The sequence below is a fragment of the Archangium lansingense genome, assembly GCF_026626635.1.
Lineage (GTDB): Bacteria > Myxococcota > Myxococcia > Myxococcales > Myxococcaceae > Archangium > Archangium lansingense.
Map to the genome: position 1 here is coordinate 7827990 of NZ_JAPNKA010000001.1, position 16445 is coordinate 7844434.

The window sequence follows — 16445 nt, forward strand, 5'->3', positions numbered from 1 at the left end:
GCCATGCGTAGGCTCCTCCTTGTCATCTTGTTCAGTCCCTGTCTCCTGTGCCTCGGTGGTGGGGTGCACTACTGGGCCTACAATGCCCTCAGAGATCTTGGCATCGGGATGGGAAACAGCGTGTGGAAACCGCTGGGAGAGCGACTCGATCACAAAGCTCTACCGGATGAACTCTACGTCGGAGAGCATTCCGCGTTCTACACGACGCACCAATCCTCCGGGGAGGGGACCACGCTCTGGCGCGTCAGCGCCACAGGGGCACGTCGCTGGTCCCACTTCGAGGGAGCAGTCTGTTCCCTGGCCAATGCTGGAAACGTGTGGTTCGGCCTCCTTTCGCTGCCGTCCCCGGATCGGAGGGATGAGCGGATCTTCAAGGTCGTCCGTTCGCACGACGAAGGACGAACCTGGGAAGAGCGTGGCGTGGTCCGCAATCTGTCAAAGCTGCTCGTGGTGTCGGAGCAGGAGGTGTGGGGCCTCGGGAGAGAACTTCAGGTCAGCACGGATGCGGGCCAGACGTTCACTCGTGTCCCCCTCCCTGGAGAGCGGAATTCCGTCACTGAACAGCTTTCTCGTGGCCTGGACGGGACCGTTTGGCTGGTCGGGCCCGCCGAGCTCTTCCGCATCTCGGAGCACGGCAAGCACTGGACGCATGAGCCGATAGAGGGAGCCGATCTGCAGGCTGGCAGTGAGGGCATTCTCGCCGGGCGCGTGGGCGAGGCCCTGGCCATCCGTCGCGATGCGCCAGGTGCAGAGTGGATCCCCTTCACTCGCAGAGATCACTGGGTGAAGGACTTCTCTGTCTCGGGCGACACCATCCGTGTTGTTACCGGCTCCGTCGATCCATTCAAGACCGGGATGGATCTCTGGTACCACCACAGCGAGGACGGCGGTCGCACGTGGGAGCACGTGGACACCGACCTGTTCAAGATGGCCATCGACGGGCGGGAGAGGGGCTTCGGCGTGGAGCTCCTGGGTGAGCTCTACGGGCACGTGCCGTAGCGTCCAGCCCTGACTCAGGGGGGCCCAAGCCCCCCTCCTGGTCCCCCATGCGTCCGTACGCCGCAGCGCGTCACATCCAGGCGCGCGGAGTAGGTTGTCGCGGATTGTCAGGAGCCGAGGCGCCCGCTGTAAAGTTGCATACATGCTCAACGTCGTCGTCGTGGAAGACGACTCCAACCTGCTCGCATCCGTCCGGCAGGCGATCGAGGCGCCGGAGTCCGGGATGCGCATCGCCGGTGCCTTCTCACGCGGCGGCGAGGCGATCTCGTGGCTTCAGCGCCAGAAGTCAGTGGACTGTGCGCTGGTGGATCTCGGCCTCCCGGATCGCTCTGGAGTAGAGGTGCTGGCGGAGCTGAGGACGACGCACCCCACCGCCGTCGGACTCGTCTTCACCATCTTCGACGACGACGAACACCTGTTCCCCGCGCTGCAGGCCGGAGCGCAAGGATACCTGCTGAAAGACTCCACCTCGGAGGTCCTCCTCCGGTCCATCCGCGAGGCGGTCGCGGGTGGCGCGCCGATGACGCCGGCGGTGGCCCGAAAGGTGGTCCGGCGCTTCTGGGCACCGCCGGTGGTCCAGCAGGAGCCGCTCACCGCGCGCGAGCGTGAGCTGCTCGTGCTGCTCTGCCACGGCGCCAGCTACGACGCGGCGGCGGCGCGGATGGCGGTGAGCCTGAGCACCATCCAGGCGCACGTCCGCAGCACGTACCGCAAGCTCTCGGTGAGCTCCAAGGCCGAGGCGGTGAGCGCGGCCGTCCGGTTGGGACTCTTCGTCCCATGAAGCTGAGCCTCCTCGTTGGCAGTCCGCCCTCCAGCGGCCCATTGGTGGAGGCGCACCGCAAGCTTCGCGAGCCCCGCGCGGTGGCGGTGCTGATAGCGGGCGCGCTGGCGGTGGCGCTGGTGCCGCTCATCCCCGGCGTCTCCGCGCGGCTCGAGGTCACGCTCCACGACACCGCGCTGGCGATGGGGGTGTTCGCGATCGTCTCGCTCGCCGCGGCGGTGGTGTTCTGGCGCCGGGGGGCTACGCCGGCCTACTGGTGGCTGTGTGCTCTCGAGACGTTGACCACCGCGCTCACGCTGCTGTCCCTGGTGTGGGCGTCGGGGAACCCGCTCAGCCCGTTCTGGCTGCTCTTCGTCTGCCTGAGCCTGATCGTCGCCGTGGATGCCAACGGACGCATCATCGAGGGCCTGGCCTTCGTAGTCGCGCCCCAGGTGCTCGCGCTGCTGTTCCTTCTCGAGGGAGAGCCCGCGAAGGCGGCGATCTCCGCGGTCATCGGTGGCGTGGTGGTGGTGTTGGGCACCTTGCTCCGTGGGCTGTTCGTTGGCCTCACCGAGGCGCGCAACGAGCGGGATCGCCTCCGCGCCGAGCTGGCCGAGCTGCGCCTTCGAGAGGAGCGTCACCGCATCTCGCGCGACCTTCACGACGGGCTCGGGACCGAGCTGGCCAGCCTCACCTGGACGGCGCGCATGCTCCACCAGCGGCTCGAGGGGTCTCCCGTGCAGAGCGAGGTAGGGCAGCTGCTCGAGCGGCTCCGCTCCGGCATGGACGAGCTCCGCACCGTGGTCTGGGCGTTGCGCGCGCCGGCGCGCCCATGGGAGGACGTGGTGGCGCGGCTCGCACAGCGGTGCCGTGAGCTCGGCGGCGACCGCGACGTGGTGGTGGAGGCGTCCGCGGCCGACCCGCGCGTGGAGTTCGATGGTCAGGTGGCGCTCGATCTGGTGCGCGCCGTTCAGGAGCTGGTGCACAACGCCGCCCGCCACGCGCAGCCCCGGCGGATCCGCGTCACGCTCCGCTGCGATCCGGACGGGATCCGTTTTCTGGTCGAGGACGACGGCCGGGGGCTCGCCGACGGCGCGCTCGAGCAGAGCGAGGGCGGCCTCAAGAACTTCCGGACGCGGGTGGAGAGCGCGGGCGGCACCACGCAGGTGGAGTCGTCGTCCCAGGGGACGCGGGTGTCGGCGTGGCTACCTGCACCTACCTTTCGGCCTAACATACCCATGCAATAGCGGCATGGATTCATGCGGCGGTACATCTGCCGCATGCCTGACATTCTTCTCAAACGACTCGTCGTGTGTGCCGTCCTCTCGCTGTCCGTCGTCAGCACCGGCTGCGGTGCGGTCATGTCGTACATCGAGGGGGGCCCCCTCGTCCGCGATCCGAGCGGGCCGACCGGCAAGATCGTGGTCGACAACAAGAGCGGCTACACGCTCGGCGCGGTGCTGCTGTCTGACTGTGACAGCTCCACCTACGGCCTCAACCGGCTCCCTTCGCGCGTGGGCATCGAGGACGGAAAGACGTACGAGTTCACCGTCTCGCCCGGGTGCTGGAGCATCGCCATCGGCAGCGGCACCGCGGAGGTCCGCGGAAAGCTCTACGTTGCCGCGGACCAGGCCTCCGTCTACACGGTGAACTGACGTGGCGACCGCGCGTATGGGCTCGATGCGTGCGCTGGCGCTGCTCGTCGCCGTCGGTGTGCTCTCTTCAGGCTGCGTCAGCGTCGGCTACGGCGCCGGAGTGGCGGCTGCGAGGGTGGACACCTCGCCGGAGAGCTCGCCGCTCGAGTACACGCGCCAGGTCGACTACTCCCGCATGTACCACCAGTTCCGATTGGTGGACACGAGCGGCATCCTGCTCGCGGGGCTGGTGAACATCGGACGCCAGGGGGCGGCGCGCGAAGAGGCGATCGACCAGGCCGTCGCGGCGGGCGCGAAGAGCGGCGACGTCATCGAGTACTCCTACAAGCCCTACGAGATCCTCCCGGGTCCGCGGATCACCGCGGATCTGCGGCTGGGCCTCGGACCGGCGAGCACAACGTTCACCGGCGCCGGGGGGGCTCGGTTCGAGCGCGGGAACTACCTCGCCTTCGACGTGGGGGGAGAGCCGCTCGTGTGGAACCCGGAGGGGCTGCCGCTGATGGCGTCCGTCGGCGCCTCGATGCTGATGGAGATCTGGTCCCTCGATGAACAGGCGGGGATCGGCTTCGAGCACGACTACCTCGGACTGGACGTCTTCGCGAACGGGAAGGTCGGCGTACAGCTCCCGGGCAACGTCGGCCTGACCGGGAAGGTGCACGTCGGACTGGTGTCACCGCTGCTGGGGCTGTTGCTGGGCTCCCCACGGCTGGCTTGGTACGGCGGCCTCGAAGCGGCGTGGGGGACGCCCTGGAAACCGCTCACCGTGGTGGGTGACTTCGTCTACGGCTCCCCGCTCTGGCTGGATCTCCCATTCCGCGGCGGCTTCTCCACGCGCTTCGGCATCAACGCCGTCGTCAGCATCGAGTCGCTGATGCCCGCGCGCGGCAATCCCTGATCCCCTTCACAGCACCGTCTCTCCCGAGGAGCTCGTCATGCCCCTGCCGACCTGTCGTGTCCTCCCGCTGGCTGTCGTCCTCTGCATCGCGCTGAGCGGCTGCAGCCACATCGTCTACAGCCGCGGTGTCATGTCGGCGGAGGCCGCCAACATCGATCCCGACGAGAACCCCAAGGACCAGCCCTTCGACTTCTCCCAGAGAAGGGTTCAGGCGGACACCCAGGAGGTCGCGTTGCTCGACTCGACCGGCCTGGTGTGCGCCTCGCTGATGACCGCGGGCGACGCGATGGCCTCTGCCGAGGGGCGGCGCAAGCAAGCGGAGCGCAACCGCGAGTTCGGCATCCTCACCTACAAGTATCGCGTGACGGCGCCCGGAGAGTTCGGCGGTTACCCGTGCGGCGTCTTCGTGAAGTGGAGCACCGTGAACGAGTACCGCGGCTTCCAGCCGGGCTCGGAGGGACAGGTCCCGAGCTTCGGTGAGGCGGGCCTGATGCTCTCCGGCTGGGACGAGTTCCTGCTGCCGGGGCTGTACTTCGGCGGTGGCACCCGGCCATCGGTCGGTTTCTACTCGGAGGCGTCTGTTCCCGGCTCTGACGACGTCTTCCTCCGGCTGCCGATCAACCTTGGCTTCATGATCGCGCCGTATTGGGCGGGAGGACTGGCGCTCCGGGCGACCGCGGGCGCCGACATCATGAGCATGCTCCTGATGGCGAAGTCGCAGCCGTTCCGGAACGGCTTCTGGGTGCCGCTCGACTACGGCGCGTACCTCAGCTGGACCCTGCCCATCTTCCGCTACGGCTCGGTGACCGCGATGGCGGGATGGGGCAAGGAGGTCCAGGTCAACAACAGCGATCTGATGTTCGTGCAGGGCCAGTGGCAGGGGCAGATCAGCCTCGTCATCGACTACGACGCGATCTTCAGCGGCAAGAGCGCCGACTCCGGCGAGAAGAAGATGTGAGCCGGAGCGCGTCCTGGAACTGCCAGGGTATGTGACCGCACCCGGTGGGGTGCGCGGTGTGCCCAAAAGGGGCTGCACTGCCTCTCCACCGGCCTGACGCACTGCCCGGGGAGCTCCCCTCAGCGGCCCTCCTCGGCCCCTCAGCCCTTCTTCTTCTTCAAGGCCGCAAGCTCGCGAGAGGCCTGGGCGGCGCCGAGGTGCAGCTCGATGAGCTCGGCCCCCTCCTCGAGGCTCAGCTTCTTGCCGTTCACGCACAAGCCCGCCGAAGCGAGCACCAGCTTGCGGTCCTTGCCCTTGTCGGAGACCAGCACCTGGCAGGGAAGGAACCCGCGCTGCCGGGTGGCCTGGGGGAGCTTCGCATCCGCGTCCACGTGGAGATTGGTGTACGTGTGGGTCGCGTCGACCAGCTCGATGCTGTGGATCGCGCTGAGCGGAAACGGCGCCGAGAGGTTCGAGGCCAGCAGCTCGGTACGGGTCAGGGTCATGAGGACCTTGTTGCCGTCCTTGCGGTGCTGGAAGGCCACGATGGCGGCGAACACGCCGAGGGCGCCGAGACCGATGGGCGCGGCAGCCTTCACCTCGGGGTTGCCAACGAAGGCCGCGGCGATGCCCAGGCACACCACCGCGCCGAGGGCGGCCCCCACCAGGATCTTCTTGGTGTCGGTGAAGTCGCTGCGCTCAGGAGCAGCGTCGATGATCGCCTGAAGCTCGCGAATGGTCTCGGCGCGATCGGACTGACTGGACTGGTGAAGCTCGTTGCTGAGGGAGTGGGCGAGGCCCTGAGGGCGCTGGGTCGGCTTGGACATCTGGTGCTCCGGATGGGGGGAACGGCGAAGCGCTCAGGCGGCCCTGGACGGGCTGTCGAGCAGGGACTGGAACCACGAGGTATCGGACGCGCTGGGCCTTCGGACCGCGCGCTGGATCAGCACCGCGTCCAAAGGGACCGAGAGCGCCTCAATCCGCACGCGCGTCGGCGGGTGCGTGTCGATGGGGTGCGCGAGCGTGTGGTCGAGGATCTCCTCCGGCAGCTCGATCGGATGCATCTGGAGCGCCTCCACGAGCGCATCGACGGCGTTGACGCCCGCCTCCAGCTGAGAGGCCTCGAGCGCCCGATCCACGTGCTCGGCGAGCGCGGTCACGCGAAGGAGCGCCGCGGCACAGGCCTCCGGGCCCTTCACGCGCGCGCCGATCGCATCGGCGCGCAGCTCGTGCTCGCGGCTGAAGTGGAAGTACGCGCGGTCCAACTGCTCGAGGAAGACGATCGAGGTCCACAGCGCAGGCAGGTTGAAGAGGCTGGGCGCCTCTTCCTCCTGTGCGGCGAGGCGCTCGATCCCCTGCTGCATGCGGCGATGGGTGACGGAGAGCTGCACGCCGCGCTCGGTGTCCTGCATCGCGAAGTGGCCAAGCTCGTGGCCCACGATCGAGGCGGCCTCGTCGCGGCTCAGGACGCTGAGGAACGTGAGAGGAAGGTACAGGGTGCGCCCGCTGAGCTCCTGCCGGCGGGGCAGCACGCACACCGGAGCGCTGGTGACGAAGAAGCCCTGCGAGAGGCCCACCACGACGTGATCCGGCATCGGGGCGCCGACCCGCTCCGCGATCTGGCGCACCCACCTCCAGAGCCCCGGAGCGACGTCGGCGGGAAGGACCCGTCCGAGCAGCTCCAGACTGAGCGGGGGAAGCGGCCCGAGTGAGCGGGCCGAGCGCAACATCAGCCGGCACGTGGCGATGATCGCGCCCCACAGCGGCAGCAGGAACACGAGCGGCACCCACCCCACCGAGGCGAAGTGGCTCCACGACCACGACACCTCGTAGAGACCCATGGCGACCATGGCCCCGAACATGAGCGCGACGTGCAGGAGCACCCCGCGCGAGACCGCTCTCCAACCCGGGCCCAGCGTTGCGAGCAGGGTCTCGAATGAGGCCTGTGCGCGGCGGCTGTCACGGCGGATACGCAGCAGCAGTCCGCACCCCACCACGAACGCGGCCAGCGCCACCCCGAGGCCCAGCCACGCCAAGACCTCCCGCTCGGCCAGGCGCTCGTTGCCGGCGACGAGTTCCTGAAGCTTCTCGGTGTCGCGGGTGAGGCGGCCCTCGGCTCGGGGATCCGCGGCGACGCCCTCGGACCGCAGGCGCTCCTGAGCCTGCTGCGCGCGCAGCGTGAGCTCGCGCTGCTCGTCCCGGCTCACGTGCACGCGATAGAGCTGCAGCGTCGGCAGGAGCGTCAGCCCCAGAGGCAGCAGCAGCAGGAAGGCGAAGACCCTAAGTCGGATGGTAGTCATGAGGCGCGCGTCCGGAAGCAAAGCTGAGCGGCCGGAGAGGGCCGGGCGCGTGTCAAAGGGGGCGCCCTATAGCCCGGAATCCGAGGAGCGCCAAGCCATACTCGGATGCCGCCTGGTACGCCGCCGCTCACCGGCTCTACATCACTTCGCGTTGGTGACCCATAGCTTCCAGTCATGAGCCAGATGACACCCGCCACCACGGAACCCGCCCCGACGATGACCTCATCGCCTTCCTGGAGAGCCTCACGGACCAGGACTTCGTGAATAATCCGAGGCTGAGCAACCCCTTCGACGAATAGGCTCAGCGGCGGGTGCGCCGGCGGAGAGCAAGCAAACCCAGCAGCGCCATCAGCGACGACCCGGGCATGGTGCCGCACCCACAGCCCGCGGGCGTCCGGACATCATCCACCACCGTCCACGTGTACTCGGCCGGCGTCGGATCCACGTTTCCCGCCGGGTCCACCGCCCGGACGCGCAGGGTGTGGTTCCCCGGCAGGACGGTGTACGACTCCTCGCAGGGAGCGTAGTCCCCATCATCTAGGCTGCACTCGAAGCGAGCTCCGGGCACATTGGAGGAGAACGCGAATCCGCCGGTGCGGGCCGTGCCGCGCTGGGGCGGCCCCTGGGTGATGGTGGTGTCGGGCACCGGGCTCACCACGCACACCGAAGGAGTGCCTGTGCAGCTATAGCCAGTTTCGATGGCGCAGCTGGCATTGCACCCATCACCCGAGGCCGTATTCGCGTCATCGCATGCTTCACTGCACTCGAGGATGCCGTCGCCACAGACGTCGGCGGCCCTGCAGGTGTTCGTGACCGGGCTGCACACCCCATCGCAGACCTCCGACGAGGAACACGCCTGGCCCGGGCCCAACCGGCAACGAGGCGAGCACGCATCTCCATCCACCAGGTTGCCGTCGTCACACACCTCGGTGCCCGCCAGAACGCCGTCACCACACAAGGAGACACACACGCTGGGGACGCCGCTGCAGGAGTACCCACTCTCCTGCCGGCAGGTGGGGCCGCACCCATCACCGGAGGTGATGTTGCCGTCGTCGCACTGCTCGCCCGGATTCAGCACCCCGTTGCCGCACACCCGGGTGCACGAGGTGCCGGGCAAGGGGCAGACCCATCCCGCTTCGACCTGACACGAGGCAGAGCAGCCATCACCGGCCCTGGTGTTCCCCTGGTCGCACGGCTCCGCGCTCGCCACAACGCCGTCACCACACAGGGTGATACAGACGCTCGGATTGCCAGAACAGGAGTACCCCGTCTCGACGCGGCAACCCGGAGAGCAGCCGTCCTTCGCGACGGTGTTGGTGTCGTCGCAGGTCTCGCTCGCGTTCAGCACGCCGTTGCCGCACGTCGGGAAGCATACGGACGGACCGCTCGCTGGAGTGCTGCAGGCATAGCCCGGCTCCACCTTGCAATCGGTGGCACAGCCATCCCCCGGGTTCAGATCGCTGTCATCACACTCCTCGCCTGGATCGACCTTGCCATTGGCACAGGTCCTCGCGCACGGCCCGCCGGGAGTGGGGCACGCGTAGCCCAACTCGAGCGTGCAGGCCTGGGAGCACCCATCTCCCAGGCTGACGTTGCCGTCGTCGCACTGCTCGCCCGAATCCATCCGGCGGTTGCCACAGAGGAGCTGGCAAACGGAAGGAGCGCCCTGGCACGCGTAGCCGTTCTCGATGCGACACGCCGCCGAGCAGCCATCGGCGTTGCGGGTGTTGCCGTCGTCACACGGCTCACCGGGGTGGATGACCCCATCGCCGCACGTCAGGAGACAGGGCTGGCCGGCCGTGGGGCACGAGTAGCCCGCCTCCACCCGGCAGCTCGCGTCACAGCCATCGCCAGCGGCCGGGTTGCCATCGTCGCACTGCTCGCCCGCGTTCAGCACCCCGTTGCCGCACACGCTGGCCGCCGTGTGGCCATCGTCACACGGCTCGCCCGGCAGCACCTCGCCGTCCGCGAGGAGCGCATGGCTTCCCCACGGCAGCGTGGGGCTCTGGGAGGGCGGCTCCAACTGGATGTCGCAGCCCACCGCGTTGAAGAGGAGCACGAGCCCGAGCAGCACCTGGTTCGGCCAGGACGGCCTCGTGGCCACGTTTTGGGAGGGAGGACTCTTGGGGTTCATGCTCATCGGCCACATCCATCAGTGCGCGATTCTTGGGCCTAGCGGCTCTTTCCGTCGTAGTGCTGAATGTTCAGCGTGGTCGCATCCACGTCATCGAGGCAGCGGGTGTTGATCGCCACCATCGGACCGTTCGGACCGACGCCGCGCCCGAAAGAGCGGACACCACAGGTCTTGCAGAACAGATGATGAATGACCTTTGTGTTGAACTGGTAGTCGGTCAGGTTCTGCTCGCCCTTCTCGAGCGTGAAGCTGCTCTCGGGCACGAACGCGAGTAGCGTCCCCGTGCGAGAGCAGATCGAGCAGTTGCACTGGACGACCGGCTGCGTGAGATCGATATCGACTCGGTAACGAACGGCGCCGCAGTGGCAGCCGCCCGTGTGAGAGGTAGTGGTGGACATGGGCAAAGCCTAGGCAGTTGCCGGCAAGTCAGCCAGAGCTTCGTGATGGGGGCTCGGAATCCGTATCGCGAGCAAGCTACACTCCGCCCCACCATGGCCACTCGAGCGAAAGCAGCGAAGAAGCAGGTGAAGGCGCCCAGCAAGACCAAGAAGGCCACGGCGAGGAAGAGCCCGGCGCGGATCCTCATGCCCAGCGGGATCGAGGACGGGGGCAAGAAGAAGGCCACGGCGAAGAAGAGCCCGGCGCGGATCCTTCTGCCCAGCGGGGCCACCGACGAGGGAAACAAGAAGAAGGCCGCGGCGAAGAAGAGCCCGGCACGGCGCCTCAAGTCGGGCAAATAGCCCGGCCCAGGTACCCAGGCTCCCGTGGATGGTGGCGTGCGCGAACCCACGCCAGACACCTCGGGCTGCGGCTGCTCTGCGGGCAACTCCTCCGCGAGCACTGGCTGGGTCGCCCTGCTCTTCCTCGGCTGGGTGATGACACGGCGGCGCGGGATGCCCGGCTGAACGGGCCCTCGGCGTACGCCACCGAGCCAGGGGGAGAGGTGAACCCGGGGGCCGGATACCCTCACCCCGTCCCTCTCCCGGAGGGAGAGGGGTTTTTTTCGGGTCAGGTGCGGAGCGTTGCTCCCGTGGCCTTGCGCCACACCCCGAGCGTTGGGTGGGCGAACGCGGTCCCCAGGTTGCTGGCGAAGCGGCCAGGGCGTTACTGCGCGCTGGCCTCGGCGGCGATGACCTGCTCAGCCGCGGCCTTGGCCTCCTCGGCCTTCTTCAGCCCGGCGGCCTTGGCCTCCTCGGCCTTGACGAGCGCCGCCTGCTGCTTGTCATTGTCAGCCTTGGCCTTATCGGCGGCCTTCCTCGCGGCCTCGGCCTTCTTCAGGCCGGCCTTGGCGGCAGCCTCGGCCTTCTTCTTCTTGGCCGCGTCGGTCTCCACCTCGACATCGGTGGACAGCTTCGCGGCGGTGGCCTCAGACTCAGCGGCCTTCGCCTCCGCCTGGTCGGCCTTCTTCTTCGCCGACTCGGCCTGCTTCGCCGCCTTCGCAGCGTCGGCCTCGGCCTTCTTCGCGGCACGCTCGGCGGCCTGGGCGGCGCTCTTCGCAGCCTGGGCGGCCTTCTTCGCCTCCTTCTTCGACATCGCCGCGGCCTTCTTCTCCTCGCCGTTGGCCTTGTCGCCGGCGGGCGCCTCCGCCTTCTTCTCCTCTCCCTTGGCCTTGTCGCCAGCCGGCGCCTCGGCCTTCTTCTCCTCTCCCTTGCCCTGGGCGTGGGCGGCGTGCGCGGTGCCGAGCACCAGAGCGAGGGTCATCAGGCCAATGCTGCGAGAAATCCGCATGAATCGTCTCCTAGGATAAGGGCGGAGTGCGGCTGTCCGGACTTCGGAGCGGCCCCCGCGCCAGCTGCGAACGATAGCACGCGCTCGCTCCGGCGCCCTCCACACCCGAGGCGGGACCATGCCACGCGCTCCGCAGCTGTTGCTCCAGCGCTGGCTGATGTCTCGCCGGAAAGGACGCGCATGTTGGCCCGGCCTGCGCCACGGGCAAGGTATGCTCCGGCCATGAACCGCATGTCCTTGAAGAAACTCGCTTTGCCGCTGACGCTGTTGCTCGGAGGATGCACCCCCGCGGCTGGACGGCTCAGCCTCGCCGATACGATGGCGGGCGCGCGCATCGTCGACATCAGCCATCCCCTCACGGAGGGGATGCCCGTCTACCCCGGAGGCACGCCGCTGTCCGCGACGGTGATGGGCACCGTCGAAAAGGACGGGTACTACATCCGCAAGTTCACGGTGGGAGAGCACACCGGGACGCATGTGGACGCTCCGGCCCACTTCGCCGCCGGTGCGAAGACGGTGGACCAGCTCCCCGTGGAGTCACTGGCGGGGCCGGCCGCCGTGGTGGACGTCTCGGCCAAGGCCGCGCAGAACGCGGACTACGAGGTGACGGTGGAGGATATCGAGGCCTGGGAGCGGCAGCATGGTCCGCTGGGGCCCCAGCACCTCGTGCTCATCCGCACCGGCTGGGCCTCGCGCTGGCCGGATGAGGAGCGCTACCGCAATGCGGATGCCTCGGGTGTGATGCACTACCCCGGAGTCTCGCTGGCCGCGAGCCAGTTGCTGAACACGCGCCAGGTGCGCGCCATTGGCATCGACACGCTCTCGACGGACCCGGGGCCGAGCAAGACGTTCGAGCAGCACCGGCACTTCCTGGGGGGCGGCGGCTATCACATCGAAAACCTCGCGGACCTCTCCGCCCTGCCAGCCTGGGGGGCCTACGTCGTCGTGCAGCCGGTGTCCGTGCAGGGAGGGAGTGGCAGCCCCGCGCGCGTGCTGGCCTTCATTCCCCAGGAGAACCGCTAGCGCTCGCGGAGCGTCGCGCCCGTAGCCTTGCGCCATGCTCCGAGCAGGTGATTGATCACCTCCTGCAGCCCCACACCCTTCGTCACCTGCGTGAAGACGAAGGGCCCCTCCCCTCGCATCTTCCGCGCGTCGCGCTCCATCACCGACAGGTCCGCCCCCACGTGCGGGGCCAGGTCCGTCTTGTTGATGATCAGCAGGTCCGACTGGGTGATTCCCGGCCCGCCCTTGCGCGGCACCTTGTCCCCTCCCGCCACGTCGATGACGTAGACGGTGTAGTCCGCCAGCTCCCGGCTGTACTGCGCCGCCAGGTTGTCGCCCCCGCTCTCGACGATGAGCAACTCCGGCTTCAGAGCCTCCATCAGCTCCTCGAGCGCCAGCAGGTTGTGGCTGATGTCCTCGCGGATCGCCGCATGCGGGCAGCCCCCCGTCTCCACCGCCTTGATGCGCTCGGGCGAGAGCGCCTTGTTGCGCACCAGGAACTCCGCGTCCTCCTGCGTGAAGATGTCGTTGGTCACCACGCCCAGCCGGTAGCGCTCCCGCAGCTCCCGGCACAGCGCCAGCACCAGCGCCGTCTTCCCACTGCCCACCGGCCCTCCAATGCCGATGGTGAAGGCCCTCGCGGTGAAGTCGCGCTTGTTGGGCTGATCGCGCTCGTGGAAGTGGCCCGGGTGGTCCCACTCCTCATGAGTGTGGTCATGGTCGTCGTCATGGCCGTGGCCGCGGTGGTCGTCGTGCATGCTTCACCTCAGGAAAGGAACAGCCGTGAGTAGAGCCGGTCGTGGGTCGAGCCGAGCAGGTCCATCAGGGGCGACGTCTGGGCCAGCGACTCCATGCCCAGTCCGGCACACGTCTCCAGCACCTCGTTCAACAGCGGCGCACACCGGTGCTGGAGCTGGTGGGACTCGTGAGTGCCAACGATTCCCAGCCGCACTGCCGCGGACAGCGTCCCGCGCAGCGTGAGTGACAGCAGCAGTTGCTGCGCATCGATCAACCCAACATCCAGGGCGCGCAGCACCGCGCCGAAGAGAGGGGCATGGTGGTAGCGCACGCCGGACTCCCGAGCCGCCTGCCGCACTGGCCCCACCTCGCCGGGAAAGATGCGCGCGCACGTGTCCAGAAAGGCCCGCCCCTGCGTGCGGCTCGCCCGGTTGGCCACGTGGTTGGTGAGGAAGGACTCCGCTCGGGCGTCCAGCGCCTCCAGCGTGGTGGGCTCACGCCAGGCCGCACCCAGCAACGGCAGCGCCCCGTGCCCCGTCTGCCACAGCAGCTCGCGCACGAAGCGCGCCAGGCCCTCGCGCTCGCGCACCTCGCCCTGCTGCACCGCCGCCTCCAGCCCTCCCGAGTGCGCGAAGCCCCCCGTGGGGAAGCCCGAGTCGGCCAGTTGCAGCACCCTCCATCCGTAGCCCATGCCCGTCCCTCAGAAGAGCGAGTAGCGCTGCGCCAGCGGCAACCGCACGGCGGGCTCGCACGTCAGCAGTTCGCCATCCGCGCGCACCTCATACGTCTCCGGATCCACCGTGAGCACCGGCAGCGCGTCGTTGAGCTTCATGTCGCGCTTGCCGAGCCCCCGGCACCGTCGCACCCCGGAGATCTGCTTGGACAGCCCCAACTCCCGCACCATCCCATCCGCCAGCGCACGCCCAGAGACGAAGGCGATGCTGGTAGCCCCCAGCGCTCGCCCCCGGGCGCCAAACATCGGCCGCATGTAGAAGGGCTGCGGCGTGGGAATCGAGGCTCCCGGGTCTCCCATCTGCGACCAGGCGATGAAGCCGCCCTTCACCACCAGCTCCGGACGGATGCCGAAGAAGGCCGGCCGCCACAGCACCAGGTCCGCCAGCATGCCCACCTGCACCGCGCCCACCTCGTGGGACAGCCCGTGGGCGATCGCCGGGTTGATGGTGTACTTCGCCACGTAGCGGCGGATGCGCAGGTTGTCGTTGTCCCCGGACTCCTCGCGCAGGCGCCCGCGCTGCTCCCGCATCTTGTGCGCCGTCTGCCACGTCCGGGTGATGACCTCCCCCACCCGCCCCATCGCCTGGCTGTCCGAGGACATCATGCTGATGGCCCCCAGGTCGTGCAGGATGTCCTCCGCGGCGATGGTGCTCCCCCGGATGCGGCTCTCCGCGAAGGCCACGTCCTCGGGAATCTCCCGGTCCAGGTGGTGACACACCATGAGCATGTCCAGGTGCTCGTCCAGCGTGTTCACCGTGTACGGCCGCGTGGGGTTCGTCGAGCTGGGCAGCACGTTCGGCTGGCCACACACCCGGATGATGTCCGGAGCGTGCCCGCCTCCCGCGCCCTCCGAGTGATACGTGTGGATGGTGCGGCCCTTGAACGCGGCAATCGAGTCATCCACGAAGCCGGACTCGTTCAGCGTGTCCGTGTGGATGGTGATCTGCACGTCCTCGCCCTCGGCCACCGACAGACAGTTGTCGATGGTGGCCGGCGTGGTGCCCCAGTCCTCGTGCAGCTTCAGGCCAATGGCGCCCGCGGCGATCTGATCCAACAGGCCCTCGGGGCGCGAGGTGTTGCCCTTGCCCGTGAGGCCGATGTTGAGCGGAATGTTGTCCGTGGCCTGCAACATGCGCCGGATGTTCCACGCGCCAGGCGTGCAGGTGGTGGCATTGGTGCCCGTGGCTGGTCCCGTGCCACCGCCCACCCAGGTGGTGATGCCGCTGGCGATCGCCTCTTCCGCCTGCTGCGGGCAGATGAAGTGGATGTGCGAGTCGATGCCGCCCGCAGTGACGATGAGCCCCTCGCCCGCGATGGCCTCGGTGGTGACGCCCACCACCATGCCCGGCGTCACTCCCGCCATCACATCCGGATTGCCCGCCTTGCCGATGCCGATGATCCGCCCCGACTTGATGCCAATGTCGGCCTTGTAGATGCCCGTCCAGTCGACGATGAACGCGTTGGTGATGACGCAGTCCAGCGCCTCGGCGTCCCCTACTCCGGACTTCTGGCCCATGCCGTCCCGCAGCACCTTGCCGCCGCCGAACTTGCACTCGTCCCCGTAGACGGTGAGGTCCCTCTCCACCTGCGCCACCAGCCCCGTGTCCCCCAACCGCACCCGATCCCCCGTGGTGGGACCGAACATGTCCGCGTAGTGACGGCGATCCATCTTCCGGCTCATGCGCCCTCCTCGTGTCCGAAGCCCCGCGTGGCCACCTCGGCCAGGGCACGCTCCTGGTTCTCCGGTGTCACCGGCCCGGACCCCAGCGCATTTCCGCCCCACACCACCCTCGCCCCCGCGATGGCCACCAGCGACACCGTCTTCTTCTCCCCGGGCTCGAAGCGCACCGCCGTCCCCGCGGGAATGTCCAACCGCCGCCCGTACGCCCTCGCTCGATCGAACACGAGCGCCCGGTTCGTCTCGAAGAACGGATAGTGGCTGCCCACCTGCACGGGCCGGTCTCCCCGATTGGTGACCTCCAACGTGACGGTGTCGCGGCCCTCGTTGAGCACCAGCTCTCCCGGCTGCACGAGCACCTCCCCCGGCCGCACCTCCTCCTGCTGCGCGCGCTGGAAACGCTCCAGCGGCGGCACGGGAAGGAAGCTTCCGTAGAGCGCCAACGACAGATCTCCGTGCTCGGCCTCGATGGGGTGGTGCACCGTCACCAGCTTCGAGCCGTCCGGGAAGGTGCCTTCCACTTGCACCTCCGCGACCATTTCCGGCACGCCCTCCATCACCTGCGCGCGCCCCAACATCTTCCGTCCCACGTCCATCAGCTCGGCCACGCTCCGGCCATCGCGGATGAGCTCCAGGAGCTGGGTGGCGATGAGCGCCACGGCCTCGGGGTAGTTGAGTCGCAGCCCCCGCGCCAGGCGCTTCTGGGCCAGGAAGCCCGCGCCGTGCAGCAGCAGCTTGTCGATCTCACGCGGTGACAGGTGCATGCGCCCCTCCGGGTGGGCCGCCCGGAATCAGCGCGGGACGGCCAGAGGTCACACTAGCGCGGCGCGTCATTCACGACCAGAGAGGAAATACGACTCATCCCCGGCATCGCTACTCGAAGG

General features: G+C 68.4%; 18 protein-coding genes. 9 read left to right on the forward strand and 9 right to left on the reverse strand.

Annotated elements, in window-relative coordinates; all coding sequences use genetic code 11:
- The first annotated feature begins 3 nt into the window (after window positions 1-3).
- From OV287_RS31230 to OV287_RS31255, 6 genes are all read left to right on the forward strand, one after another.
- Window positions 4-999: a beta propeller repeat protein gene (locus tag OV287_RS31230; RefSeq protein ID WP_267537701.1), complete on the forward strand. Its 996-nt coding sequence runs from the start codon at window positions 4-6 to the stop codon at window positions 997-999.
- Between the two features lie 142 nt (window positions 1000-1141).
- Complete coding sequence (locus OV287_RS31235; RefSeq protein ID WP_267537702.1) at window positions 1142-1780, forward strand: response regulator; 639 nt, start codon at window positions 1142-1144, stop codon at window positions 1778-1780.
- Window positions 1777-3006, forward strand: coding sequence for a sensor histidine kinase (locus OV287_RS31240; protein WP_267537703.1), 1230 nt, complete (start codon window positions 1777-1779; stop codon window positions 3004-3006). The genes OV287_RS31235 and OV287_RS31240 overlap by 4 nt, the downstream gene beginning before the upstream one ends.
- Before the next feature lie 33 nt (window positions 3007-3039).
- On the forward strand, window positions 3040-3414 hold the full coding sequence (locus OV287_RS31245; RefSeq protein WP_267537704.1) for a hypothetical protein: 375 nt from the start codon (window positions 3040-3042) through the stop codon (window positions 3412-3414).
- 1 nt (window position 3415) lies between these two features.
- Entirely contained in the window at window positions 3416-4309 is an 894-nt protein-coding gene (locus OV287_RS31250) for a hypothetical protein (protein WP_267537705.1), read from the forward strand.
- Between the two features lie 37 nt (window positions 4310-4346).
- Window positions 4347-5267 (forward strand): hypothetical protein, encoded by a 921-nt coding sequence (locus OV287_RS31255; protein ID WP_267537706.1) that lies wholly within the window; start codon window positions 4347-4349, stop codon window positions 5265-5267.
- Window positions 5268-5407: 140 nt separating this feature from the next.
- Here OV287_RS31255 and OV287_RS31260 read toward each other — a convergent pair whose 3' ends face one another.
- From OV287_RS31260 to OV287_RS31275, 4 genes are all read right to left on the reverse strand, one after another.
- The gene (locus OV287_RS31260; RefSeq protein WP_267537707.1) at window positions 5408-6073 is read right to left on the reverse strand and encodes a hypothetical protein; all 666 of its coding nucleotides are present in this window, start codon (window positions 6071-6073) and stop codon (window positions 5408-5410) included.
- 33 nt (window positions 6074-6106) lie between these two features.
- Window positions 6107-7546, reverse strand: a complete 1440-nt coding sequence (locus OV287_RS31265; RefSeq protein WP_267537708.1) for a M48 family metallopeptidase — start codon at window positions 7544-7546, stop codon at window positions 6107-6109.
- Window positions 7547-7847: 301 nt separating this feature from the next.
- Window positions 7848-9686: a DUF4215 domain-containing protein gene (locus OV287_RS31270; protein ID WP_267537709.1), complete on the reverse strand. Its 1839-nt coding sequence runs from the start codon at window positions 9684-9686 to the stop codon at window positions 7848-7850.
- Window positions 9687-9718: 32 nt separating this feature from the next.
- On the reverse strand, window positions 9719-10078 hold the full coding sequence (locus OV287_RS31275) for a GFA family protein (protein ID WP_267537710.1): 360 nt from the start codon (window positions 10076-10078) through the stop codon (window positions 9719-9721).
- Between the two features lie 93 nt (window positions 10079-10171).
- Between OV287_RS31275 and OV287_RS31280 the strand changes: the two genes are divergently transcribed.
- Both OV287_RS31280 and OV287_RS31285 read left to right on the forward strand, forming a co-directional pair.
- Window positions 10172-10420 carry a hypothetical protein gene (locus tag OV287_RS31280; protein ID WP_267537711.1) on the forward strand — a complete coding sequence of 83 codons (249 nt, stop codon included), beginning with the start codon at window positions 10172-10174 and terminating at the stop codon, window positions 10418-10420.
- A 36-nt stretch (window positions 10421-10456) separates the two neighbouring features.
- Window positions 10457-10585 carry an MYXO-CTERM sorting domain-containing protein gene (locus OV287_RS31285; protein ID WP_267537712.1) on the forward strand — a complete coding sequence of 43 codons (129 nt, stop codon included), beginning with the start codon at window positions 10457-10459 and terminating at the stop codon, window positions 10583-10585.
- A 199-nt stretch (window positions 10586-10784) separates the two neighbouring features.
- Here the strand turns inward: OV287_RS31285 and OV287_RS31290 are convergent, their stop codons facing one another.
- On the reverse strand, window positions 10785-11408 hold the full coding sequence (locus OV287_RS31290; protein ID WP_267537713.1) for a hypothetical protein: 624 nt from the start codon (window positions 11406-11408) through the stop codon (window positions 10785-10787).
- A gap of 222 nt (window positions 11409-11630) precedes the next feature.
- Here OV287_RS31290 and OV287_RS31295 point away from each other — a divergent pair, with 222 nt between their 5' ends.
- Complete coding sequence (locus tag OV287_RS31295; protein ID WP_267537714.1) at window positions 11631-12431, forward strand: cyclase family protein; 801 nt, start codon at window positions 11631-11633, stop codon at window positions 12429-12431.
- Here OV287_RS31295 and ureG read toward each other — a convergent pair.
- The 4 genes from ureG to ureA are packed head-to-tail and all read right to left on the reverse strand — an operon-like array spanning window position 12428 to window position 16325.
- Window positions 12428-13168, reverse strand: a complete 741-nt coding sequence (ureG, locus tag OV287_RS31300) for an urease accessory protein UreG (protein ID WP_267537715.1) — start codon at window positions 13166-13168, stop codon at window positions 12428-12430. The genes OV287_RS31295 and ureG overlap by 4 nt on opposite strands.
- Before the next feature lie 8 nt (window positions 13169-13176).
- A complete protein-coding gene (locus OV287_RS31305; protein WP_267537716.1) occupies window positions 13177-13839 on the reverse strand; it encodes an urease accessory protein UreF in 663 nt (220 codons plus the stop codon).
- Between the two features lie 9 nt (window positions 13840-13848).
- On the reverse strand, window positions 13849-15564 hold the full coding sequence (gene ureC, locus OV287_RS31310; RefSeq protein ID WP_267537717.1) for an urease subunit alpha: 1716 nt from the start codon (window positions 15562-15564) through the stop codon (window positions 13849-13851).
- Window positions 15561-16325 (reverse strand): urease subunit gamma, encoded by a 765-nt coding sequence (ureA, locus tag OV287_RS31315; protein WP_267537718.1) that lies wholly within the window; start codon window positions 16323-16325, stop codon window positions 15561-15563. The genes ureC and ureA overlap by 4 nt, the downstream gene beginning before the upstream one ends.
- Window positions 16326-16445: the final 120 nt, after the last annotated feature.